A 23,281-nucleotide genomic window follows, 5' to 3' on the forward strand; every position below is an offset into this window, starting at 1 on the left:
CATGTTAGCGGGACATAAGGAGCTCGGAAACCTCCGAAAATTTCGAACGCGCGTTCGCATTCTGGAACGTTCCGTCGTGCTGCGCCATCCGCATCCGGAAATCCAACGCGCGCCCCGCCAGGAACACAAGGTCCGGAATGTGGGACCAGCGCTCGACGATTCGCGGATCGACAGCCCCGGCGAGCAGGGCGTCGACAATCACGACGGCAGCCGAGTACCCCCTCGGGCGAAGCCGCGCCGAAGGTACAAGATCCGTCAGCACGGGCGCGGCGTAGCCCGAAAACAGCGTGTGGGAGAGCACATCCACGTGCGCCACGCACAGCCCCTCAGCACTGGCATCCTCGTGCCCCTTCCACGCGCCGCGATCCGCCTCTGCGATCACGTCAGAGCTATCGCGTTCGGGCAGCTCCTGCGCCACCTCGGCCTGCTGCAGCGCGCGCTCCAGCGCAAGCGCCGCCGCCACGGCCTCATCCACGCGGGCCGCCGGCGCACCCGGCGAGAACTCGTTGGCCACGAAGCCAGCCACCACGAAGCGCCCGTCCGTCGCACGCACCGGACGCGCAACGTGCACCCCCTCAAGGTGGTCAGCGATGCGCTCACGCACCTTGCCCGACCACGCCGCCGTCGGCGCAGCCTGCGAAATCACAATGCGCCCAAATTTCTTCGCCTCACCCCAGGCAACATCAGGTGCCGACACCGACTCCCCATCAACCTGAAACGCCGACAACACATGCTCGGGAATAGTCACAGCGCAGCTCGCCTTCCTCTCGTCTGTCTCTACCTACAGCACTTACAACACTGCCGGGCGCGGGTACGGCCACGGGTTCGACCTGCAGGTGTCCTGGTTATCCGGGTACACCTCTTCCTTATCAAAGGAGTACAGCTGCGCATTGTTCAAGCTCAGCGTCTGCTGCATCATCACCGGCGCCAGCACGCCATTTTCCGGGCACGGCTCGTGGTGCGCGAAGCCGAGCGCATGGCCAACCTCATGATTGATCAGGTACTGGCGGTAGCGGCCCAGATCCCCCTCATACGGCGCAGCGCCCCGGACCCAGCGAGCCTCGTTCAAAATGACCGTGTCCTCGCCGGTCACGCGAGTGCGGCAGCTGGTCTCCATTTCAAGGTGCACGCCACACAACTCTCGCGTTGTCGCCGCGGACGCGAGCCGAATCTTCAGCGATGGCTCATCGGCCGCCGTGACGTGTTCAAACCGGAAGCGCGGGTCGTTGGTCCAGCCACGGGGGTCGCTCAAGGTGGCGTCGACAAGCGCGGCGACAGCCTCATTGCCCCCGTACAGTGCCGTGTCGAGCCCATGCTCCACCTCAACAACGAAGCGAACCGTGAGCTCATCCCCCTTGCCAGCCTGCATCCCAGGGTGGCCAACCTCGTAAAAGGTGCCCTCCCCAGTCTCCGTAAACGGGCCACCCGGCGGCAACTGCAGTACGTCCTGCTGGCCCTCCGGCAGCACACTCACCGTGCGCGAGGCCTCGTCACTGTCAGGCTGCTCGACCGCGCTGTCACCAGCGCTTCCCGCAAACACCTCCCCGTCGGGGTTTTGCAGCATGTTCACAATCACGAACACCGTCAGCACAGCCAACACCGGAATCGCGTAGGCGCGCCACCCGTACTCGCGGGCGAAGCGCACAAGCCGACCCTCCGCTTCCGGGTCTACCGCGGTGAACTCACCGTCGTCCTCAAAGTCCCAATCCTCGAAAACGTCGGTGTCGTGATTGTTCTTCATGGTCGTAAATGTAGCGGGTTTTAACGCATGAACCCAACGGAACGAGCCTGCGCAGAGCCAAGCTCAACGTACGCAATCTTCTCGGTGCGCACCAAGTACTTCTTTCCCTTGTCATCCTCCAGCGTCACCGTCGGAGTTTGGTCCTCAATCGCCTGCTTCACCGTATTGAGCACATTCTCATGCCCCTCAGCAATCGCGATGGAGAGCTCACGTGCGGTGTCTGCAAGACCGATCTTGATATCCATATGTTCGTTTCCGTCCTTATCGTTGTTCATCTTTGTTCATCTTCACGGATGTCAATCCATTGTAACGGCCTACAGCTAAGATGAGGGCGTGTCCAAATCAGCTGCTAGAGAACAGTCACCCGATTTTCATGAGCTAGGGGTCGCCGCCGAACTCATCGATGCCCTCGAGGAGCTCGATATCCATCGCACATTTTCCATCCAGGAACTTGCGATCCCCCTCGCGCTCGACGGCCGCGACATCATCGGCCAAGCCCGCACGGGAATGGGCAAAACCTACGGCTTCGGCATCCCGTTGCTCGACCGAGTATTTGACGACGCCACCATCGCCGAACTCGACGGCACACCCCGCGCCCTCGTGGTCGTCCCCACCCGCGAGCTCGCCGTGCAGGTCGGCGACGACCTGGAGCGGGCAGCGAAGTACACCCCGGTGCGCGTCGCCACCATCTACGGCGGGCGGCCCTACCAGGAGCAGATCGACGCACTACACAAGGGCGTCGACGTCGTCGTGGGCACGCCCGGCCGCCTCATCGACCTCTACCACCAGGGCGAACTCCAACTCGGCCACGTCGCGATCCTCGTCCTCGACGAAGCCGACGAGATGCTCGACATGGGCTTTTTGCCCGACATCGAAACGCTGTGGTCCGCCCTACCTGACCAACTGCAAACGATGCTGTTCTCCGCGACCATGCCCGGCCAGATCCTGCAGCTGGCGCGCTCCAAGATGAACACGCCGATCCACATCCGCGCCGAGCAAGGCGAGGAAGCCGCCTCCACCCACGAAAGCACCAAACAGGTCGTGTTCTACGCCCACCACATGGACAAACCCGAGGTGCTCGCGCGCGTCCTGCAGGCCAACGGCCGCGGCAAAACCATCATCTTTACCCGCACGAAGCGCTCCGCCGCGCGCGTCGCCGACGACCTCGGCCAGCGCGGCTTCTCCGTCGGCGCCGTCCACGGCGACCTTGGGCAGGGTGCGCGCGAGGCCTCCCTGAACGCCTTCCGCGAAGGGGACGTCGAAATCCTTGTCGCCACCGATGTTGCAGCACGCGGCATCGACGTCGACGACGTCACCCACGTGATCAACTACCAAGTCCCCGACGACCCAATGACCTACGTCCACCGCATCGGCCGCACCGGGCGCGCAGGCCACTCCGGCACCGCCGTGACCATGGCCGACCTCGACGAAACAGCGAAATGGGAAGCGATCAACGAGGAGCTTTCCCTCGACAAGCCCCAGCCCCCAACGTGGTTTTCCACCTCCGAAGAGCTCTTCGAGGCCCTGGACATTCCGGACTCGGCTTTATCCACGGTGGGCAAACCGCGTAAAGTGCTCGGAGCACGCCCGCAACGCTCGGGCGAGAGAACACCCTCCACGAGACGTGGAACGAACCGCTCAGGAAGGAAACGGCGTTGAGTCAGCCCCTACGTCGCACCCGCAACGACTTGATCGCGACCGCAGTCATCACCGCGATCGCGATCATCCTCCTTGCCATCGCGTTTTTCACCGCACCGATCCGCAGCTCTCACCTGGAGCCGGCGGCGGAGGAATATGAGAACGCGGGACGCCTCGCCGTCGTCCCCTCGAAGGTCGAGGAAGCCTTCCGCCTTCCGGACACCTCCCCCGGCGTCCAACCCGTGATCGCTGCAGGCATGATCATCACCTACAACGACGGCACCATCACCGCCACCACGCCGACCGGCGACACCGCCTGGACCTACAAACGCCCAAACGAGCTATGCCTGCTCGGCCATGCGTGGGACAAGGTCGTCGCCGCATACCGCGACAATGCTGGCTGTGGGGACGTCGTCACGATTAACGCGCTCACCGGCGAGTACGCGGGCACACGCTCCGCCATCGCACCCGAGGTAATTACGCGAGTGCAGTCCAACGACCGCGTCGGCTACGTCAGCTCCCACCGCGTCGAGCTGTGGCGCTCCGACATGGTCAAGACCGTCGAATACGGCTACAACGAGGCCCCGCAGGAGCCGGACATGCAGCCCGAATCCTGCACCATCAACTCCGCGCTGACCCGCACCGACATTATGGCGACCACGGAGTACTGCGACGACGGCCCCAAGCTCAAGTTCCAGAACACCACTCCCGAGGACTCCCGTGAGCCCGAGATGTACGAAAGCGTCGACATCTCCGAGAACGCCTACCTCGTCGCGGTGTCCCAGGACGCGGCCGCGATCTACGACCCAGACAGCCACAAAGTCCGCACCTACGACAAGGACGGCAACGACCTCGCCGCCTCCGAAATCCCGCCACTGGACGACCCGCAGAAGATCGACCAAATTGTCGACGTCCTCCCCGTCGCCGACCTGCCCCACCACATGACGTACCACGAAGGCGACACCTTGCTGCTCATGGAGCCCTCCCGCCTGAGCGTTACCGGCGTGTTCCAGGGCGCGCTTGGCACCGGCTTCCCAGCCGGCGAGCGCCTGCTCTACGCCTCCGACACCGGCATCGCCGTCGCCAACTGGGACGACAACAAGGTGGAGAAGATCATCCCCGTCGATCGTGGCGGATATACCGGCCCCGTTTACATCGACTCCGCCGGCACCACGATCGTAGAAAAGCGCGGCGAGGAGATCGTCGTTCTCAACACGAACCTCTCCTAACGTCGCGCAGCACCCCGATCCCCCCGCGCCCGTCGCCTGGTAGCTTTGTTAGCTTCGCTAGCGGCGGGCCTTTTTCAGTTCGTACATCGCCTCTTGGTAGGCCGCTGACGCCGGGTGGAACACCGTAATCAACACGAGCACCGCCGAAAGCGCCGTCGCCGCACTGAGTAGGTGTGCGCCCCCGAGGAACATATAAAACGCCACACCGAGCAGGATCGCCTCGATGAGCACGATCGCGCCCGAGCCCCTTGGCCGCCCCCGCAGCGTTGAGATAGCCACAAACGCGACAAAACCGAAGACGATGGCAAGGAACACCGCCGTGCCCAACGCCACGTAATGGCTTGCTTCCGCGCTCGATTCAATGCTGCTATCGCTAATGCCTTCAATCTGGGCGTAGATCAGCATGATGATGTAGCCGAGCATCGCCAAGCACTGCAGCAACACGACGACCGCTCCGAACCGCAGCATGCCCGGAACGCCAGGGTGGTCCAATGAGTTTTCTTTGCTGTTCACACAACGGAGTCTAATGATCAGGGCCAGATTCCGACACCAGTTGCGGTGCAGACGATTGCCGATTTGACCTTAGCGAACACATATGTCAGCTAATTCTTTTCTTATATATGCAGCTCAAGAGCGTACAGCTCATTGGTTCCACGTTTTTGCCGTGCGTTATGAGCGGTAACCATGAATACAATTCTTATGATTCCAGTCACATTATTGGCCAGAACCCTAGCGGAACGGCGAAATACATGCCATCATTTTCGAGTAGCAAAAATTACGGGCTGGTGTCACAGCCCTTAACCCTAAGTCACCACAGGGTTAACGCCAGGTCTGGAAGTGGAGTCCCGCACGATGCGGAGCACTCGCCCGGGCAATGGAATCAAACTTAGTTTGCAACACGCCCCAAAAGGGTTGTGAATGTGGTGCGCAAAAATACATAGTCACGAAACATTTTGATCTTGAAGGAGTACTTATTATGGATTGGCGCCACGAAGCCGTTTGCCGCGACGAAGACCCAGAACTCTTCTTCCCTGTCGGCAACTCCGGCCCTGCACTCGCTCAGATCGCTGAAGCGAAGCTTGTTTGCAACCGCTGCCCAGTCACTTCCCACTGCATGAAGTGGGCACTGGAGACCGGCCAGGACGCCGGCGTCTGGGGCGGCCTTTCTGAGGAAGAGCGTCGCGCACTGAAGCGCCGCAACAAGGCCCGCGCACGCAACCGCGCACGCCTGTCGGCCTAAGCTCTACGGCTATTGCCGGTGCCTCTCGCAGAATTTCCTCGGGGGATTTCACCGCACTGCGGCAACAACGATAAACTGAATACTTCGTAACTAGGTTTGCACCTAATTCATCGCTATTTAAAGGAGGCACCATGAGCAAGCGTGGCCGTAAGCGTAAGGACCGTCGCAAGAAGAGCGCGAACCGCGGTAAGCGTCCAAACGCATAAGAACGCGAACACTCCCCATCGGCAAGGACCATGAGTCCAAGTCGGTGGGGAGTTTTTTCGTGCGCTGAGCTGGCGCTGCGGGATGTTTTGGTTGCCTGTGCGTTGGCTGGGCACCACATTCCCACCGCATGCAGACACGACCAGCAAGTTCTCGTCGCGACGGGCAGCAAAACCCGGATTTTGGTGCGCCACCTGCTGATACCACTCGAAAATAGTTCTCACGCCCGGGAACCATTTCAGCCTTCCGGCCCGCTCCCGTCGACCAACGAATTCGTTTCCCCCAGGTCGGGATGCATGTCCACGAAGATCCTTCCCCGCTGAACCTGATGATGAGCATCGGGGAACAATCCCAACACCCAGTGCGCACCGCACCCTCACCATCACTTCACCGCGATGAGACAGCACCGTAGCTCTCTACTCGCGCGTTAGCTGCGCCCCAAGTCCCTTTTCTAAACTGTCGATCGTTCCCAAACCTGAAGCAGGTTCAGCGCGGTGAGGATCGCAATGATAGTTGCTACTACCGATACTGAAATGGTTTGATCCTGCATCAGCCATCTGAAGAGAAAGAAGGTTGCGACCCCCACGATCGCTACGGTCGATAGCGCCGTAACACGCGTTTTGTGGGAGGCGTGCCTCCACCAGGCCACTGATCCTCCCTCTGGGCCATCCACTCCAATAGGTCTCCTGGCCGTTGAACCGTCTTTCTTCAAAGCGCACTTTCTCCTGTGTGTTGGCTGGGCACCACATTACCATCGCATGCAGACGCGACCAGCAAGTTCTCGTCACGACGGGCGGCAAAACCCGGATTCTGGTGCACCCCCTCATGCCACTCGAAAATAGTTCGTGCTGCCGGGGAACAATCCCACACCCCAGCCCGACACACAATAGAAAAACGGGGCCCTCGGCACCGGGAACACTCCCGGCACCACAGGCCCCACAGAACAACTAGCTAGAAGTGCAGACCACCAGACATCGCCGCGGCAACACCACCACCAATTAACAGCAGCAGCACCACAATCGGAGCAACAATCGCCGCAATATTCGTCTCACCCTCCGCCTGGATACGATCCTTGCTTGCCGCATCCTGACGATCATCCTGCACACTCGCCGCTGGGCGCTGCGCCGTCGTCAACTGCTGCGAAGACTCATGCTTACCAGCCTTCGCCGTCGTCGGGGCAGTCTGTGTATTCTGCTGCGGTTTACGAGGCGCACCAGCCATCGCATCACCATCAACATCCGCATCCATGACCGCGGCAACATCAAACCGGCCAGCAAAGGCTTGGGAGCCATCCTCATTGACCACACGCACATCCAACGGCAACGACGACGTCTTAACCACACCAACCGTCACAGGCAGCGCAACCGTTGCCTCGCCTTGGCCTGCAACCGTCACAACCTGCTCGGCCTTCCCCGACGGGTAGACAACCTCAACACGCATCCGGGCCGCATCCAACCCAGGATTTGCAACCTTCAAGCTCACCGTATTCTCACCACGGTGAAGCTCAGGGTCACCTACAACAGCAACCTTCGCACTGCCCTGCGCGGCCTCAGCTTGCTGCATCGCCTCTTGCTGCGCGGCAAGCGCTTTACCATCAACCTTCACATCAGCGGCACCGATCGTGGAGTTGTAATCCTTACCAATCTTGCCGGTGTTAATCATCAAGTTGTCCCAGTCGGCTGGCACACGGTAGTCACCTTTGTAGCAGTCCATACCCGGCTGGTTGCATACCTCTGGCAGTGGCCCACCAGAGACAGATTCTTCATCCGAGTAGTTAAAGTGCGTGAACTGGTAGAGGTAGTTCATCACCGAGTAGTAGTTCGGCAGGTAATCCGACTGCGGCACCTCGTTAGCGAACTTCATCGAACCATTATGGTTGAGCCCCAACGTGTGGCCCAGCTCGTGCATGATCGTGTTACGCAGCTGATCATCGCTGCGCATACGCTCATGCTTGGCAACATAAAACGAGTTATCCGCAACCAAAGCCAAACCGGTACCCCAGTGGCCACGCTGCATCTGGTCCCCAATGACACCAACCCGGAAGACTGCCGCACGCGCACCCAAAATGGTATCGATGTTATCGACCAGTTTCATGCCCGGGATGGTGCCCTCGAAGTAGTACGGGGCGTACGGCTCAGTCTGTCCACCATGACGCGTCGGGTAGTTTGCAATGTTGGTGTAGGTATCACCGGCATCGATGTGCAGGTTGACCCCGTACTGGTCGAAGCGGTCCACCAGCTGCTGCAAAATATCGCGGTGTGGGCGGTAGCTTGCCACCGACATCTGCGCACACATGGCAGCATCCGCACCAGGTGTGTCGCAGCCAGCCTGCTGCCACTGCGAGTTCATCCAATTAAGCTGCAGGAACAAATCCGGGCGCTCAGGATCAGCACCCCACTGATCAAGCGGCATGACCGTACCATCGCTTAAGGTGACGCCTTCGCGCTCCCAGACATCCGGCAGACCGTCACCATCAGAATCAACAGCACTGTCCTGGGTTGTGACCTCCATGTGCATGGCAGCAGTCAACGTGTTGCCTGCATCAATGCGCTCAAACCAACGCCCACGCTGGAAGCTGGCCCCTGCTGGATCCACAAACCCAACCTCACCGGCAGCCGTGGTGCGCTGGAACGCATCGGCTGCACCAGACGAGGTTGCATTATCGAACGACACCGCAGTCTCATAGCCAAGCTGGGCCGGGGCAACAACAAACTTCCCATCATCATAGGAGCCGGAAAGCCCGACCTGGGAGTTAATCTGGTTCGTCAGATCCGCCTGCACAAACGCTGAAGCATCCTTGTTGTTGGTCACCCGCACAATGACATCGACGCGGTTGCCATCAAAGCGGTATTCACGCTCGACCGACACACCAGCGTCCTGGTCTTCACCGCGGTAGATGACCACCTGGGTGTTACCATCACGGTGCGTATCCACGTTAAGGTCAGACTCTAAATCCACTAGCGCACCATCGGCACGCAGGTCCACATACAGTGAGGACTCCTGGCTGCCAGCAATGGAGCGGGCATCCGTAAACTTCAACGTCGAAATACGACCCGGCTGTGTTACCGAGTTGTGAAAGACCGCACCCGGCCCGTCAGCGGTCACTGTGACCGACGAGTCAGCAACAGCCAGCTCCGCGTGAGCAACCTGTGCACCATTAGCCGCAACGGCCAACACACACGCTGCTACGCATACCTTCCGTGCAATGCTGTTCATCATCGTTGTCACAATCCTTATACCTTCCATCACGCACCACCCAACCGGTGGAACATGAAACCCTTCGTTGTTCTGACCCCAAGTTTATGCACCCGAACTATACATGGCTAATCAACCCAAAACACGACAACAAAACAGGCAAAAACACGCCCACAAAACCCGGATTTTTCAACACATCTAGCCCCACAACCTGCACACATAGCTTAAAAAACACTCAGAAACCATCGCAGCAAACCCAACATGTTCAACAAACCCACCGACACCTGTCGATGGGTGTTCAACAATCAACCCACCCGTATATTATGCGCTCTAGTGCAACAGTAGGTAAGAGAATACTTAACAAATCGGGATTACCAGGCACGACATGTGTCATTCGACACGTGTCGCCGATACTATTAATGCACAACCTTTTTATACTAAAAACCTTTCGTGGTCTGGTGTAGCCAAACTCAGGCCCTATGAATGCGTTAGGCAGACCTTTTCGCGATCGTTGAACAGTTGGTACCCCCGTGTTTTACCCCCGTTGGGTTGGGTCGAAAGTATGAAAGGCCCGAACCAGCATGATGCTTGTACTGGTTCGGGCCCGGCAAACAACGCCAACACGCGGCAGTTAACGCCGTTGAATACGCACCTCTGTGTAAGAAATTGAGGTGATAATCCGCTCCCTCAATACCCGTGGCGCGTGGGCCTGCCCGCAGCAGTCGCGCACAAGGCCGCGGATCGCTTCCTCCGATTCAAGCTGGCGGAGGCAGTCAGGGCAGCTCGCTAATTCTTTTCGGATGGCGGCCACGCGCTCAGGTGGCGTGTCCGGCTGGAACAGCTCGCACAGCAGCTGGTGCATGCCGCGGCAGTCAGCTTCACTTGCGTGGTTATGTTCTGTTGCCATTACTTCTCCTCCACCTTCTGCTGCTTCAACTCCGCCATATCCGCATGGTCGAGCCCGATGCCCTGTTCATGTGCCACGTCTTTCAACATCTCGCGCAGTTGTTTTCTTCCACGGTGCAGTCGGCTCATGACGGTCCCCAGCGGAATGTCCATCACTTCGGCGATTTCCTTGTACGCCATGCCTTCGACGTCCGCGTAGTAGACCACCATGCGGTAGTCCTCATTCAGCGCGTTGAGCGCTTCGCTGATCCGCGAGTTCGGCATCGCCTTGAGCGCCTCAACCTCCGCTGATTCGAGGCCGGTCGAATCGTGCGAGCTTGTGGTGTACAGCTGGTGGTCGGTCACGTCCTCGGCGGAGGTTTCCAGTGGTCGGCGCTTCTTCTTTCTATAGGAGTTGATGTACGTGTTCGTCATGATTCGGTACATCCACGCCTTCAGGTTGGTGCCTGGTTTGAAGCTGTCGAATGCGTTGTACGCCTTTAAGAAGGTCTCTTGCACGAGGTCTTCGGCGTCTTGGGGGTTGCGGGTCATCCGCAGCGCGCCGCCGTAGAGCTGGTCTAGCAGCGGCATCGCTTCCTCAGTAAAGCGTGTTTTGAGGTCTGTTTCGGCCATAGGGGCCATTGTAGCCAGCCGGGCGCGCGACGTAGCATCGTCTGTATGCAACGAACTCGTGCTTTGAAAGTTGTGGCGAAGACTCCTCATAAGGTGTTGGAGTACGCCGCGAGCCAGGATAATTTCGGTGAGCATTCGGCCCATGAGCTGGGACTTGATCCTGCGACGGTGCTCAAGACGCTGGTGGTGTCGAATGTGCAGGACCCGAAGAAGCTCGCTCTGTGCTGCGTGCCGGTCTCTGGGCACCTGAGTTTGAAGGCCGCAGCGAAGGCGCTGGGGTGGAAGAAGGCTGCGATGGCGGAGCTCGCACAGGCTGAGCACGCCACGGGCTATGTCGTGGGTGGCATCTCGCCGCTGGGCACGCTCAAGAGGCTCCCAGTGCTTCTCGACGCCACCATCGAATCCCTCGACGCCATCACCGTCTCCGCCGGTCAGCGGGGGCTATCCGTGCAACTGACCCCGGGTGACCTGGCGAAACTGACGTCCGGGAAGTTCGCGCCGATCGGCGCCTAGATCGGTTGGATGAGCTCGGGCGAATCGTTTCGGACGTTGCCCACCTCGCGCCCAACCGCATGCCACTGCAGCTGCGGTGCCACGCGCGAGGGAGAGATGAGCTCTTGAGCCTCTTCTGCTGTGCCTTGTGTCCACTGCTCGATTTCCTCAGGCAAGAGGAACAGCGGGAGCCGGTGGTGTAACCACGCGATACGTTCGGCGGCGTCGGTGGTGACCATGGTCGTCGAAAGCCGGTTAGCGCCGGTGTCCCACAGTGCGGCGGCGACGAGCATCCCGGACTCCGGGGTGACGTAGTAGGGCTGTTTTTCGTGCCATTCGTAGTAGCCGTCGAGAAGCATGATGCCGCGCTGCGAGCGCATTGCGTTACGGAACGACGGTTTTACCGCGACGGTCTCCCCGCGCGCGTTGAACAGTGGCGGGCCGGAGTCGTCGCGCTTCCAGCTCGGGAGAAGGCCCCAGCGCGCGGCTTGGACGAGCGCCTCGTGTTCGTGGAAGCGCACGATGGGTACTTGGTGCGTCGGCGCGACGTTGTAGCGGGCGGGTGGCGTGCCGTCGGGCGCTACAACTTCGCGCACGCCTGGGAGAGAGCCGACGAATCCGAGGAGTTGCTCGCCGGTGCTAAACAAAACGAAACGGCCACACATTCCTCCATTATGATGTACGTCATGACTGACTTGTGGCCAGCCCCCTCCATTGCCGACCCCGTCCGCGCCACACTCGCGCTGCCGGGGTCGAAATCGATGACGAACCGCGCCTATGTTCTCGCGGCGCTGGCCTCTGGCCCGTCGACGCTGGTCGGGGCGCTGCGCTCCCGCGACACCGACCTCATGGAGGCGGCCCTGGCTGCCCTCGGTGTACAGTTCACCCACGACGGCGACACCGTCCACGTCCAGCCAGCACCGCTGCGCGGCGGCGACATCAACTGCGGCCTGGCAGGCACCGTGATGCGCTTCGTGCCACCAGTGGCGGCGTTCGCGCACGGCACCACCCGCTTCGACGGCGACCCGCACGCTCGCACCCGGCCGATGGGCACCATCCTGGATGCGCTGCGCCAGCTCGGCGCCGATATCGACGGGGAGCGCCTCCCCTTCACTGTCCACGGCACCGGCACTGTCGCAGGCGGGGACGTCAGCATTGACGCCTCCGGGTCTTCCCAGTTCGTCTCCGGACTGCTGCTTGCCGCGGCGCGCTTCGAGCAAGGCGTCACCATCACCCACACGGGCGACTCGCTGCCATCCATGCCGCATATTGATATGACGGTGGCAATGCTGCGCGAAGCGGGCGTCGAGACGCAGTGCGAGGACGCGACCTGGCACGTCGCCCCGCAGGAGATCCGCGGGAGGCGCTGGGAGATTGAGCCGGACCTGTCGAACGCGACGCCGTTTTTGGCCGCCGCTGCCATCACCGGCGGCGAGGTGCGCATCGAGCACTGGCCAACGCAGACGACGCAGGCTGGCGACGTAATCCGCGACATCCTGGCGCAAATGGGCTGCGAGGTCGAACTTTCCGGCAACTCACTGCGCGTGCAGGGCCCGACCCCGGGCGCCCTGCAAGGCATCAGACTAGACATGGGAGACATCGGCGAGCTCACCCCGACCGTCGCGGCGCTGGCCACGCAGGCGGCGACCCCATCGGAGCTGACCGGCATCGCGCACCTGCGCGGGCATGAAACGGACCGGCTGGCGGCGCTCACCACCGAAATCAACAGGCTTGGCGGCGCTTGCGAAGAGCTTGGCGACGGCCTCCGTATCCACCCACAGCCCCTCCACGGTGGCACGTGGCACTCTTACGACGACCACCGCATGGCCACCGCCGGCGCCATCATCGGCCTGACCACCCCGGGTGTGCAGGTGGAAAACATCGCAACGACGGCAAAGACCCTGCCCGACTTCCCCACGATGTGGCACACCGCACTCCAGCACGAAGAAGCATAGAAAGAACCCCATGGCACGCCGCAAGTTCAGCGATTACGACGAATCCGACGTCCGCGTCCGGCCCGGCCGCGGCTCGCGCCCCCGCACCAAGGACCGCCCCTCCTACGAGGACGCGCTCACCGGGATGGTGGTCACGAAGGATAGGGGGCGCTGGGGTGTCATGCTGGATAACGGCACGCTGGTTGCCTGCATGCGGGCACGCCATCTGAAGCGCACCAGCATCGAGGTCGGCGATCGAGTCAGCGTCGTGGGTGATACCAGCGGGCGCAAGGACACGCTCGCCCGCATCGTGCTGCGCGCCGACCGCACCTCGGTCCTGCGCCGCACCGCGGACGACACCGACCCCTTCGAGCGTGTCGTCGTCGCCAACGCGGAGCTGTTGCTCATCGTGGTCGCCGCCGCCGACCCGCCGCCACGCACCGGGCTTGTAGAGCGCGCGCTCATCGCCGCATTCGTCGGCGGGGTGCGCCCCATTGTCTGCATGACAAAAACGGACCTCGCGCGCCCCGACGAGTTCATCGCAGAAATCGAGGACCTCAACGTCGAAGTCCTCACCGTAGGTATCGACGACCCCCTCGACCAACTCACACAACGCCTCAACGACCACGTATCGGCCTGCGTCGGCCACTCCGGCGTGGGCAAGTCGACGCTGGTCAACCGCCTCGTCCCGGACGCGCAACGCGAAACCGGCGACGTCTCCGGCGTGGGCAAAGGCCGCCACACCTCAACGCAGTCCGTGGCGCTCGAGCTTCCGGGCGGCGGCTGGATCATCGACACACCGGGCATCCGCTCGTTCGGCCTGGCGCACGTCTCCCCCGACCAAGTAATCGACGTCTTCCCCGAGCTCGCCGAGGCAGCCCAGGATTGCCCGCGCGGCTGCACGCACGCCGGCCCGCCCACGGACCCGGAGTGCGCCTGGGACGCCTTCGAGGGAGGGGCGCTGTCGCGCCGCGTCGCCGCCGTGCGACGCCTACTCAGCGCGCTGCGCTCCAACAACGAGTGGGATCTAAAGCAGCTCGACGAGGAACGGTAGCTCGCTGACGTCGTAAAACGCCAGGTAATTGTCCTGCGCGTCCCCGACAGCCAGCTCCGCGTCCTCGTCCCCGAGGTCTGCGGCGTCGATGTGTTCGATGGCCTTCGCCGTCGCCGCTTCCGCCTCCGCCAGGTCGATATGGATCGCCGCAACGTCCTCCAGCGCCACCGGCCCAGACACCCGCACGACGGAGTCCCCCATGTCATCGGCTTCCTCGGCGTCCACGTCCGCGGAGATCACCACACGGCGGTGCGGGAACCGATCCTGGTCACCAATCGCCAGCAGACGGATGGAGGCCAGCGCGGCGTCGTCAAACGCTACTGCCTCGATCTCCTCCTCATCGCCGGAGGTGAAGAACTCGCGCAGCGCCGTCGTCGCGGCGAAGCCCCACCCGTTGCGCGGGTGCAGCACCTTGTCTGCGGCGAGTCCCTCCACCATGGAGAACGTCGCGGGGATGTAGACGCGCATTAAAACTCCCCCTCGATATTGAACAGCGTCTGGATCTCCACCGCGGTGCGGTCAAACGCCGTGTGCAAAATCGCGATCATGCCGCACTCGACGGCCGAGCGGACGTTCATGATGTCGTCATCGATCATGACGCAGTCATTGAGCGGAATATCCAGCGCATCCGCCGCGGCCTGGAATGCTGCCGGGGACGGCTTCTCCGCACCAATGTCGCCGGAGAGCACCACCGCATCCACGACACCGCGGAACTCCCAGTCCCGCGCCGCGTCCGCCATTTGGCCCTCGGATTCCTCGTTGGACAAAATGCCTACGGCCTTGTCTTTCTCCTTCACAGCCTCAATCAGCTGCTGCCAGCGGCGCTGGTCCTCCGGGTCCTGGTCCAACACACCTGCGTAGTCAATAATGAGTCCCTGCATTTGGACGCCTCAATTCCTGTACTTCGTTTTCGGTTCTTCTGCAGTGCACACCAAAGTGCGCAAATTCTCCTAGCGCCCTCACGGCGCGAACGTGCACAATACTACCTACCAGCACCCCGCACCGTGCACAACGATACGAAAGGACCCCGCCGTGACCTACTACCCCGCCCCTGGCCACCAGCACGTTCAACTGCTCGTTCCCTCCCCGAAGCGCTCCGGACGCGCAGCGGAAACGCGCCGCCGCCAAGCACGGTACTCACCCAGCGACCCTCGCCGCACCGGATCCAACGTCGCCCCGCTCGTGCGCACAGCGCTCGCAGCAAGCTTCGGAGCCACAAACCTCCGTGCACTGCGCGCCGACCGCTTCTCGACGGCCGCCCGCACCAATGTCCGCGCCTACCGGCGCTTCCAGCAGCAACACGCGGGCCCGCCGCGCATCGTGACCTGCCACGCCCGCGACGGCGGCGAGTTCTTCGGCACCGTCGCCACAGGCCAAAAACGGTTCGGGTTCGTGGCAAAAATGGACAACGGCCGGCTGGTGTCCTTCAAAGTTTTGTAAGTGACACCACCCGGCCAGGGCCTACCTGTCGAACTTAGGCCTGCGCAGTCTCCTCCTGCGCGGACTCGAACTGCTTACGCATCATGAAGAGCTGGCGCACCGTCTCTTCCTGGATCGCCTCGTTCATAGCGTTGAACATGTCGCCGCCCTCCTTCTGGTACTCGACCAGCGGGTCGCGCTGCGCCATCGCACGCAGGCCGATGCCCTCCTTGAGGTAATCCATCTCGTAGAGGTGCTCGCGCCACTTCGTATCGATGATCGGCAGGATCACCATACGCTCCACGTTGCGCATCTGCTCCTCGCCGCCGATCTCAGCAACGTTCGCCTCGAGCTGATCGTACTGCGCCTGGGCGTCGTCGATGAGTGCCTCGCGAAGCTGCTCAGCGGTGAGCTCGCCCGGCTTGCCGTACTCGTCGCCGTCGATAAGCTCCTGGGCCGTCTTCGACGGGCCGTACAGGGACTCGAGTGCGTGCCAGAGTTCCTGCAGGTCCCAGTCCTCGACGTAGCCCTCCACCGTCGCGCCATCCACGTACGCGCCGACAGTCGAACTGATCATGCGGCGGACCTGATCCTTGATGTCCTTCGACGCCAAGATCTCCTGGCGCTCACCGTAGACCACCTTGCGCTGCTCGTTGAGCACCTCGTCGTACTTCAGGACGTTCTTACGCATCTCGAAGTTCTGGTTCTCAACCTGCGACTGCGCGCCCTTAATCGCATTCGACACCATCTTCGCCTCAATCGGAACATCGTCCGGAACGTTGAGGCGGTTCATCATGTTTTCCATCGACTGGCCAACGAAGCGAACCATGAGCTCGTCGCGCATCGACAGGTAGAAACGGGTCTCACCCGGGTCACCCTGACGGCCAGAACGGCCACGCAGCTGGTTATCAATACGACGAGACTCGTGGCGCTCCGTACCGATCACGTACAGGCCACCAGCCTCACGTACTTCGTCGCCGAGCTGCTTCGAGCGCTCCTTCGCCTTCGGCAGCTGCTCGTTCCACGCCTCCTGGTAGCGCTCCTCATCCTCGAACGGGTCGAGGCCCTGCTCCTGCAGCTTCGCATCCAACAGAATTTCCGGGTTGCCACCCAGCACGATATCCGTACCGCGACCAGCCATGTTCGTAGAGACCGTCACCTTCGCCGGCAGACCAGCCTCCGCGATAATGCGGCCTTCTTCCTCGTGGTGCTTCGCGTTGAGCACATTGTGCTTAATGCCCTTGCGCGTCAGCAGCTGCGAGAGGTACTCCGAGCGCTCCACCGAGGTGGTACCGACCAGCACCGGCTGGCCCTTCTCGACGTGCTCCGCAATATCCTCCGCAACAGCGGCGAACTTCGCTTCCTGCGTCTTGTAGATCAGGTCGTCGCGGTCCACGCGCTGGTTCGGGCGGTTCGGTGGAATCTGTACAACGTCCATCTTGTAGATCTGGTGCAGCTCCGCCGCCTCAGTCTCAGCGGTACCGGTCATGCCAGCCAGCTTGTCGTAGAGACGGAAGTAGTTCTGCAGCGTCACCGTCGCCAGCGTCTGGTTCTCGTTCTTGATCTCGACGTTTTCCTTCGCCTCGATCGCCTGGTGCATACCCTCGTTGTAGCGACGGCCCGCCAGCACGCGACCCGTGAAGCTATCGACGATCATGACCTCACCCTGGCGGATGATGTAGTCCTTATCGCGCTCGAAGAGTTCCTTCGCCTTAATAGCGTTATTCAGGTAGCTCACCAGCTGCGAGTGCTCAGGCGCGTACAGGTTGTCAATGCCCAGCTGGTCCTCGACGAACTCCACGCCTTCCTCGGAGATACCAATGGTGCGCTTGCGGTGGTCCACTTCGTAGTGGATGCCCTCGCGCATACGCGGTGCGAGCTGCGCGAACACGGTGTAGAACTGGCTGGAGCCATCAACCGGGCCGGAAATAATCAGCGGGGTACGGGCTTCGTCGATAAGAATCGAGTCAACCTCGTCCACGATGGCGAAGTTGTGGCCGCGCTGCACCATGTCGTTGACCGAACGGGTCATGTTGTCACGCAGGTAGTCGAAGCCGAGTTCGTTGTTGGTGCCGTACGTAATCGCCGCGTCGTACGCCTTCTTGCGCTCCTGCGGGCGCATGTCGGACAGGATCACACCAACGTCGAGCCCCAGGAAGTGGTGGACACGACCCATCATCTCGGCGTCACGCTTTGCCAAGTAGTCGTTGACGGTAACAATGTGCACGCCCTTGCCGCTCAAACCATTGAGGTAGGCAGGCAGCACCGAGGTCAGGGTCTTACCTTCACCAGTTTTCATCTCGGCGACGGAACCGAAGTGCAGCGCGGCACCGCCCATGATCTGCACCTTGTAGTGCTTCTGCCCCAGCACGCGCCAGGATGCCTCGCGGGCTGTCGCGAACGCATCGAGCAAAATGTCGTCGAGCGAAGCGCCGTCGGCAATCTTTTGCTTAAACTCTTCCGTTTTGGCCTTCAACTCGTCATCTGTGAGTGCCGCGTACTCCTCATCGAGATCCATGACTTGATCAGCGATCTTCGAGAGGCGTTTTACCATACGCCCTTCACCCGCACGCAGCAGTTTCGACAGTCCAAACACGTTTCTAGAATCCTTCAAAAGTTAGAAAAACAAAGCGATCACGCCAGCTCTACGCGCTGCTTTTATGTACCAATCGGCCATTGTACGCACGCGTCAACGAAAACAGGCAATCACAACTGGTGGAATCAATAAGAAAAGAATGTGAAAACGCCGCCCGCCCGTACAAGCTTTTTGCTTACACAAGCAGGCGACGAATCATATAGTGGCGACGCTACTTCTCGTCGTTTGCCTTGACTTCATCTTCTGGAGCCAGGGTGATCAGACCGTAGTCGTATGCGTGGCGGCGGTAGACCACTGCTGGACGCTTCGACTCTTCATCGATGAAGAGGTAGAAGTCGTGGCCAACCAGCTCCATCTCGGAGAGCGCCTCATCGACGCTGATCGGGGTATCCGGGTGCAGCTTGCGACGCACAACCTGGCCGAGCGGCGCATCCTCAAAGGTGCCCGCGTACGGGTCAGTGTCATACTGGCCCTCCGCCTGCTTTGCGCGAGCATCCTCTGCCTCGTGCGCAAGCTCAGCTGCGATTTCGCCGGTGGACTTCGGTGCACGGTGGCCGGAACGAGCAATCTCGCGGCGGACCTTCACCTTACGCAAGGAACGCTCCAGCTTACCCAGCGCGGATTCAAGCGCTGCGTAGAAGCTGTCTTCCTTGGCTTCCGCACGTGCCAGGTGGCCCTTGCCGGTCGCAGTAATCTGCACGCGCTGTGCCTGTGCCTCACGACGAGGGTTCGGCTCGTGCTGCAGCTCAACATGGAAGAACGTCAACGTTGGATCAAGCTTCTCAATCTTGGCGAGCTTGGCGTTGACGCGCTCTTGGAAATGCTCTGGGACCTCGACGTTACGGCCAGTAATCGTAACCTGGGCTGCTGGTGCGAATCCGTCGGTGTGCTCTGCAGAAGTCATCTGCTTCCTCCCTAGCGTTGTTGGAACTGGGTCTATCACCACTATACAACTGGTAATAACCAATGGCTACGTATCTGTGTAAAACTCCCTGCCAGTTTGCTACCAGCGAACACCATGCGTGCTGCGCGGCTAGGCGGCGCACACGGCAATGCAGCTGACCACGTCAAACCCGTGCGCGAGCAGCACTTCCACGCTGGTCTGAAGCGTGGCGCCGGTGGTCACGACATCGTCAACAACAATGACGGGGCCAGCGCCCGTGCCCGTGTGCAGCGCCTCCCACCCGCGGCGCATCCGCACCGCGCCGGCCAAGTTGGACCGGCGGTGCGCCGCGTCCAACTCCGACTGGTCAGTCGTTGATTCCGCGAGCTCCAACACGTCCACCACCTTGCGCCCCGAACGCTTACAGATCACGCTCACCGGGTCCCCGCCGCGCTCCCTTGCCGAGACCGCGCGCGTCGGCGCAGGGACCAGCAGCGCGTCCGGGTGAATCTCACCGCGAACCTCAAGAAAGGTCAGCGCCGCGTCCAGCACCGCCCCGACATGCTTGCGCACAGCCAAATTCCTACGCTCCTTCATCGCGAGCACTACCCCACGGTGCGCGCCGCCGTACGGCCCGAGCGCGAACACCGGCACGTGCGGCAAGTGCTGCGGCGACACCCGGCGCGGCAGTGCCGACAGTTCAGTGCGGCAGGCTGGGCACAACACGGAGCCTGGGGTCCCGCACCCAGCGCAGTGGCGCGGTAGGAAGAGTTCACCAACCTCTGCGAGCGCCACGCCGCCTACCTCGCGATGATCGGCAGTGAGCGCACACCCTGGAGGCCAGGCACCTCGCGCCAGATCGGGGTGTCAGCACCACTGACGGGCATTTGCAAAATGGCGTTTGCGTCGGTCGCGTACAGCATGTTTGGCGACGCCGCCACGGCCACCACCGGCGCGGAGATGTTCCCGAGCGACAGCGCGGTGGTCGAAGATCCGTCCTGCTCCACACGCATCACGGGCGACGCCGGGTTCGAGGTGCCAACGATGAGCGAGCCGTCGGGGTGCCAGTCCGCGGAGACCACACTGCCACCGAGCTCGTAGCTGTACTCGAGAACGTTGACGATGGTGCCGGCGCCTGCGGCGCGCTGCTCGATGATGCCGGTGTACAGGCGGCCGTCAATCACCATGACGACGCGCGAGCCCGATCGGGAAAGACGCAGCACGGAAATGTTGCCGTCGACATCTTCGGGAAGATCAACGTGCACTTCCTCGGTGGTGACCTCCCCTGTCGCCGAGGATTGCGTGGAGCGCAGGATGTGCTTGCCGTCCGAAACGGTCCACACCGCCTTGCTGTTTGGCTCGAACGATGGGCGCGAGAAGGTCTCCGCCTTCACCACGTCCACGCTACCGCCGGTGAGCTGCCCGAGGCGCAGCTCGGCGCCTTCGGGGCCGTCGCCGACGTTGAACACCGCGGCCCACTGCCCCTCACCGGAAATGTCGGCGGTGACCACGCTGTGCGTGTTGCCCAGCACATCGGCAACAGGCTGCGGGCCGCCGCCGGTGATTTGGGAGACGTGGCCGTCGGCAAGCGAGTACAGGGTGCTCTCCCCGACTTGCTCGACGACGGGGCTGACGTCGATGAAGTCGTCGGTGGTCAGTTCGCGGGCGCCGGTGATGAGCGGCTCGCCGTCGGCGAGGAGCGAAAACGGGCCGGTCACGCCTGCGGAGGCGAGCGTCCACACCACCTGTGCGGCGAAACGGCTGCGCGCGGCCTCGTCCATATTGCCGAGGCCCGCAAAGTGGTAGACACCGCCCTCGAAACCGGTGTAGCGCGCCGTCGATGGCAGCGTCCCCATGATCGCGGGGCGCAAGCGGCTAGCCGGCCCTTCGAGCAGCAGCGAGATCAGCGTACTGGGTAGGAAATCGCGCGGCGCGTAGACCCAGCGCCGGTCGGTGACCAGCTCCTTGCCGGTCGGATCAAAGAAGTACAGGTTGTAAGGCTGGTATTGGTTGCGCAGCTCGGTGCGCTCCATGACCACGCCGGGCGGCAACGAGGAAATGCGCCACTGGCCGTCGACCTGCTCGAGCTCCAGCGTGGCCTCGTAGGTACCGCGCTCCGGAGTGAACACGCCACCACTGCCGAGCGCGCCGACCACGTTGCCATGCACCGCAAAACTGCGCTTGCTCCCCGAGCTGCCGGACACCGTATTCAACCCGATCCGGTCGACGATGAGCGTCTGCTCGTTGGCGCTCCACGTGGGCTTCGCGGCCTCAGTGAGGAAGGCGCGCGCCGCTTCGTAGTCGCCGGTTGGGATCGCGGAGGCCGCGTAGAAGTCACGCAGCAAAAGGTCCGGCTCGCGGTCCTTGATCGGGCCGATAATCTCCGACTCCGGCGCTTCCTCCTGGTAGGGCCGGAGCACATGCGGGTCAGTATTCGACGGCAGCGTCGCGCACCCGCCCAAGAGCAGCGTCGTGCTCATCGCTATAGCAAGGTACCTACGCTTCATGCACTTCATCTGGCTGCCTTTCCTCGTCCTGCGTTTCGACGTCCACTTCGACGCTGTCCGCGTCCGCCCCGGGTTCCAGCTCGAGGGGCAGAGGGGACGTCGAAAAGCCTGCCTCCGGATCCAGCGGCAGGACCAGACGGAACAGCGCACCGACGCCCTCTTCCCCGACGGCTTCCAGCGTGCCGTGATGCAGCTGCGCGTCCTCGCGGGCAATGGCCAGGCCAAGACCGGTGCCACCAGAGTGGCGCTTGCGGGACTTGTCGGCGCGCCAGAAACGGTTGAACACCAGTTCCTCCTGCCCAGGCTTGAGCCCGATGCCGTGGTCCCTGACCGTCACCGCGACGGCACTCTCGTTGGCGCGCAGTGTCACGGTAACCGGCCTGCCCTCCGAGTGGTCAATCGCGTTCGCAATGAGGTTACGCACGATGCGCTCGATCCGGCGGGACTCGCCCAGCATCATCACTGGTTCCTCCGGCATATCGAAGGAAACTTCCACGCCGAGCTCGTCCGCGAGGTGCTGCGTCTGCTGCCACGCCGACATGATCGGCGACTTCATATCCATCTGGGTGACGGACAAGTCGGCGACACCGGCGTCGTGGCGGGAAATCTCCAACAGGTCATTGAGCAGGGCCTCGAAGCGGTCCAGCTCGCGAGTCATCAGCTGGGAAGCGCGGCGGGTACCAGGCTCCAGGGAGTCCTCGTCGGCGGCGATCATATCCGCCGCCATCCGCACCGTGGTCAGCGGCGTACGCAGCTCGTGGGACACGTCGGACGTGAACTGACGCTGCAGGTCGCCGTAGCGCTCAAGGTGATCAATCTGCTGCGACAGCTTGTCCGCCATGTTGTTGAAGGACAGCGCCAGCACCGCCATCTCGTCCTCGCCGTCGACAGGCATGCGCTCACGCAAGTGGCCTTCAGCAAACCGGCGCGCAGTACGCGACGCCGAGCGCACCGGTGCAACAATCTGTTGCGACGCCAGCCACGCAATGCCCACCAGCAGGACGCTGACGATCACCGTGGCCGTCGCTAAGATGCCCCGCATCAGCGCAAGCGTCGAGGCCTCATTGTCCATGTTCATCACAAGGTAGAGCTGCAGGTGCGGCACATCCGAAGTCGTCGGGGTGCCAATAATCAGGGCATTGTACGACGAGTGGTCGCCGCGCTGCACCGAGGAAAACTGGTAGGCGATATTGCCCTCAGCGACGTATTCCTCCAGCTTGTCAGGGATCTGGTACGACTCCGGCGAGGACGTAACAACCCCGTTCGGGTTCTTTACCACCAGCACAGGCTCATACACAGCAGACGCCTCCGAGTTTTGCTGCGCACGCTGCGTCAGCCCGGCGCGCGCCGAATTCAAGCGGCTCTGCAGTGAGGTCGCGGACCCCGAGTTATTAATCTGCTCCTCGACGGTCACACGCGCACGGTCTATCTCCGCGCTCGCCGCCTCAATCTTGGATGCAGCGATACGTTGGCTCACTACCGACGCCAGCGCAAACCCCAGCACCATCATCACCACGGCGGAGACGATCAGCACTGTGCCGACGAAGCGCACCTGCAGCGAAGTGCGCCACGCCTCTACGATCCGGTCCCTGCTACGTTTCAGTACGGCGAACAGGAGCGCCACCTCCCAC

23 protein-coding genes are annotated in these 23,281 nt (G+C 61.9%); 9 read left to right on the top strand and 14 right to left on the bottom strand.

The genetic code is table 11. The features are described 5' to 3' along the window. Nucleotides 1–4: 4 nt before the first annotated feature. From BJP05_RS07960 to BJP05_RS07970, 3 genes are read right to left on the bottom strand one after another with little or no spacing between them, the layout of a single operon-like run. Complete coding sequence (locus tag BJP05_RS07960) at nucleotides 5–748, bottom strand: hypothetical protein (RefSeq protein WP_070362933.1); 744 nt, start codon at nucleotides 746–748, stop codon at nucleotides 5–7. A 42-nt stretch (nucleotides 749–790) separates the two neighbouring features. Beyond that, entirely contained in the window at nucleotides 791–1,741 is a 951-nt protein-coding gene (locus BJP05_RS07965) for a DUF3152 domain-containing protein (RefSeq protein ID WP_084028608.1), read from the bottom strand. A gap of 20 nt (nucleotides 1,742–1,761) precedes the next feature. Further along, complete coding sequence (locus BJP05_RS07970; RefSeq protein WP_240492734.1) at nucleotides 1,762–2,016, bottom strand: DUF3107 domain-containing protein; 255 nt, start codon at nucleotides 2,014–2,016, stop codon at nucleotides 1,762–1,764. A 58-nt stretch (nucleotides 2,017–2,074) separates the two neighbouring features. Here BJP05_RS07970 and BJP05_RS07975 point away from each other — a divergent pair, with 58 nt between their 5' ends. Beyond that, nucleotides 2,075–3,400 (top strand): DEAD/DEAH box helicase, encoded by a 1,326-nt coding sequence (locus BJP05_RS07975; protein WP_070362934.1) that lies wholly within the window; start codon nucleotides 2,075–2,077, stop codon nucleotides 3,398–3,400. Next, a complete protein-coding gene (locus BJP05_RS07980; RefSeq protein ID WP_070362935.1) occupies nucleotides 3,397–4,608 on the top strand; it encodes a hypothetical protein in 1,212 nt (403 codons plus the stop codon). Before BJP05_RS07975 ends, BJP05_RS07980 begins: the two co-directional genes overlap by 4 nt. A gap of 57 nt (nucleotides 4,609–4,665) precedes the next feature. Here BJP05_RS07980 and BJP05_RS07985 read toward each other — a convergent pair whose 3' ends face one another. Then, complete coding sequence (locus BJP05_RS07985) at nucleotides 4,666–5,121, bottom strand: hypothetical protein (protein ID WP_240492735.1); 456 nt, start codon at nucleotides 5,119–5,121, stop codon at nucleotides 4,666–4,668. 463 nt (nucleotides 5,122–5,584) lie between these two features. Between BJP05_RS07985 and BJP05_RS07990 the strand changes: the two genes are divergently transcribed. The 3 genes from BJP05_RS07990 to BJP05_RS11605 all read left to right on the top strand — a co-directional run bounded on the left by BJP05_RS07990 (nucleotide 5,585) and on the right by BJP05_RS11605 (nucleotide 9,004). Beyond that, nucleotides 5,585–5,848 (top strand): WhiB family transcriptional regulator, encoded by a 264-nt coding sequence (locus BJP05_RS07990; protein WP_070362936.1) that lies wholly within the window; start codon nucleotides 5,585–5,587, stop codon nucleotides 5,846–5,848. A 131-nt stretch (nucleotides 5,849–5,979) separates the two neighbouring features. Next, on the top strand, nucleotides 5,980–6,054 hold the full coding sequence (locus BJP05_RS11600) for a 50S ribosomal protein bL37 (protein ID WP_100227335.1): 75 nt from the start codon (nucleotides 5,980–5,982) through the stop codon (nucleotides 6,052–6,054). A gap of 2,836 nt (nucleotides 6,055–8,890) precedes the next feature. Then, nucleotides 8,891–9,004: a hypothetical protein gene (locus BJP05_RS11605; protein ID WP_371440800.1), complete on the top strand. Its 114-nt coding sequence runs from the start codon at nucleotides 8,891–8,893 to the stop codon at nucleotides 9,002–9,004. 874 nt (nucleotides 9,005–9,878) lie between these two features. On the opposite strand, the gene BJP05_RS08000 is transcribed toward BJP05_RS11605, so the two are convergent. Further along, nucleotides 9,879–10,154 (bottom strand): hypothetical protein, encoded by a 276-nt coding sequence (locus BJP05_RS08000; RefSeq protein ID WP_070362937.1) that lies wholly within the window; start codon nucleotides 10,152–10,154, stop codon nucleotides 9,879–9,881. After that, complete coding sequence (locus BJP05_RS08005) at nucleotides 10,154–10,765, bottom strand: sigma-70 family RNA polymerase sigma factor (protein ID WP_176754820.1); 612 nt, start codon at nucleotides 10,763–10,765, stop codon at nucleotides 10,154–10,156. Before BJP05_RS08005 ends, BJP05_RS08000 begins: the two co-directional genes overlap by 1 nt. Before the next feature lie 45 nt (nucleotides 10,766–10,810). Between BJP05_RS08005 and ybaK the strand changes: the two genes are divergently transcribed. After that, nucleotides 10,811–11,278: a Cys-tRNA(Pro) deacylase gene (gene ybaK, locus BJP05_RS08010; protein WP_070362939.1), complete on the top strand. Its 468-nt coding sequence runs from the start codon at nucleotides 10,811–10,813 to the stop codon at nucleotides 11,276–11,278. On the opposite strand, the gene BJP05_RS08015 is transcribed toward ybaK, so the two are convergent. Then, on the bottom strand, nucleotides 11,275–11,922 hold the full coding sequence (locus tag BJP05_RS08015) for an SOS response-associated peptidase (protein WP_070362940.1): 648 nt from the start codon (nucleotides 11,920–11,922) through the stop codon (nucleotides 11,275–11,277). The genes ybaK and BJP05_RS08015 overlap by 4 nt on opposite strands. Before the next feature lie 21 nt (nucleotides 11,923–11,943). On the opposite strand from BJP05_RS08015, the gene aroA reads away from it, so the two are divergent. Next, nucleotides 11,944–13,212: a 3-phosphoshikimate 1-carboxyvinyltransferase gene (gene aroA / locus BJP05_RS08020; protein ID WP_070363573.1), complete on the top strand. Its 1,269-nt coding sequence runs from the start codon at nucleotides 11,944–11,946 to the stop codon at nucleotides 13,210–13,212. 10 nt (nucleotides 13,213–13,222) lie between these two features. Then, a complete protein-coding gene (gene rsgA, locus BJP05_RS08025; protein WP_070362941.1) occupies nucleotides 13,223–14,245 on the top strand; it encodes a ribosome small subunit-dependent GTPase A in 1,023 nt (340 codons plus the stop codon). On the opposite strand, the gene BJP05_RS08030 is transcribed toward rsgA, so the two are convergent. Both BJP05_RS08030 and BJP05_RS08035 read right to left on the bottom strand, forming a co-directional pair. Continuing rightward, complete coding sequence (locus tag BJP05_RS08030) at nucleotides 14,219–14,713, bottom strand: hypothetical protein (protein ID WP_070362942.1); 495 nt, start codon at nucleotides 14,711–14,713, stop codon at nucleotides 14,219–14,221. The genes rsgA and BJP05_RS08030 overlap by 27 nt on opposite strands. Continuing rightward, nucleotides 14,713–15,126, bottom strand: coding sequence for an HAD family hydrolase (locus tag BJP05_RS08035; RefSeq protein WP_070362943.1), 414 nt, complete (start codon nucleotides 15,124–15,126; stop codon nucleotides 14,713–14,715). Before BJP05_RS08035 ends, BJP05_RS08030 begins: the two co-directional genes overlap by 1 nt. 151 nt (nucleotides 15,127–15,277) lie before the next feature. Between BJP05_RS08035 and BJP05_RS08040 the strand changes: the two genes are divergently transcribed. Then, nucleotides 15,278–15,685, top strand: a complete 408-nt coding sequence (locus BJP05_RS08040) for a hypothetical protein (protein WP_070362944.1) — start codon at nucleotides 15,278–15,280, stop codon at nucleotides 15,683–15,685. Nucleotides 15,686–15,719: 34 nt separating this feature from the next. Here BJP05_RS08040 and secA read toward each other — a convergent pair whose 3' ends face one another. The 5 genes from secA to mtrB all read right to left on the bottom strand — a co-directional run bounded on the left by secA (nucleotide 15,720) and on the right by mtrB (nucleotide 23,274). Then, a complete protein-coding gene (gene secA, locus BJP05_RS08045; protein ID WP_070362945.1) occupies nucleotides 15,720–18,260 on the bottom strand; it encodes a preprotein translocase subunit SecA in 2,541 nt (846 codons plus the stop codon). A 211-nt stretch (nucleotides 18,261–18,471) separates the two neighbouring features. Then, on the bottom strand, nucleotides 18,472–19,164 hold the full coding sequence (gene hpf / locus BJP05_RS08050) for a ribosome hibernation-promoting factor, HPF/YfiA family (RefSeq protein WP_070362946.1): 693 nt from the start codon (nucleotides 19,162–19,164) through the stop codon (nucleotides 18,472–18,474). Nucleotides 19,165–19,293: 129 nt separating this feature from the next. Next, nucleotides 19,294–19,938, bottom strand: a complete 645-nt coding sequence (locus BJP05_RS08055) for a ComF family protein (protein WP_070362947.1) — start codon at nucleotides 19,936–19,938, stop codon at nucleotides 19,294–19,296. A 5-nt stretch (nucleotides 19,939–19,943) separates the two neighbouring features. Beyond that, nucleotides 19,944–21,650, bottom strand: a complete 1,707-nt coding sequence (lpqB, locus tag BJP05_RS08060) for an MtrAB system accessory lipoprotein LpqB (RefSeq protein WP_240492736.1) — start codon at nucleotides 21,648–21,650, stop codon at nucleotides 19,944–19,946. After that, nucleotides 21,640–23,274, bottom strand: a complete 1,635-nt coding sequence (gene mtrB / locus BJP05_RS08065) for an MtrAB system histidine kinase MtrB (protein WP_270049410.1) — start codon at nucleotides 23,272–23,274, stop codon at nucleotides 21,640–21,642. Before mtrB ends, lpqB begins: the two co-directional genes overlap by 11 nt. Nucleotides 23,275–23,281: the final 7 nt, after the last annotated feature.

It is taken from the genome of Corynebacterium sp. NML98-0116 (assembly GCF_001767255.1).
GTDB classification, from domain to species: domain Bacteria; phylum Actinomycetota; class Actinomycetes; order Mycobacteriales; family Mycobacteriaceae; genus Corynebacterium; species Corynebacterium pseudogenitalium.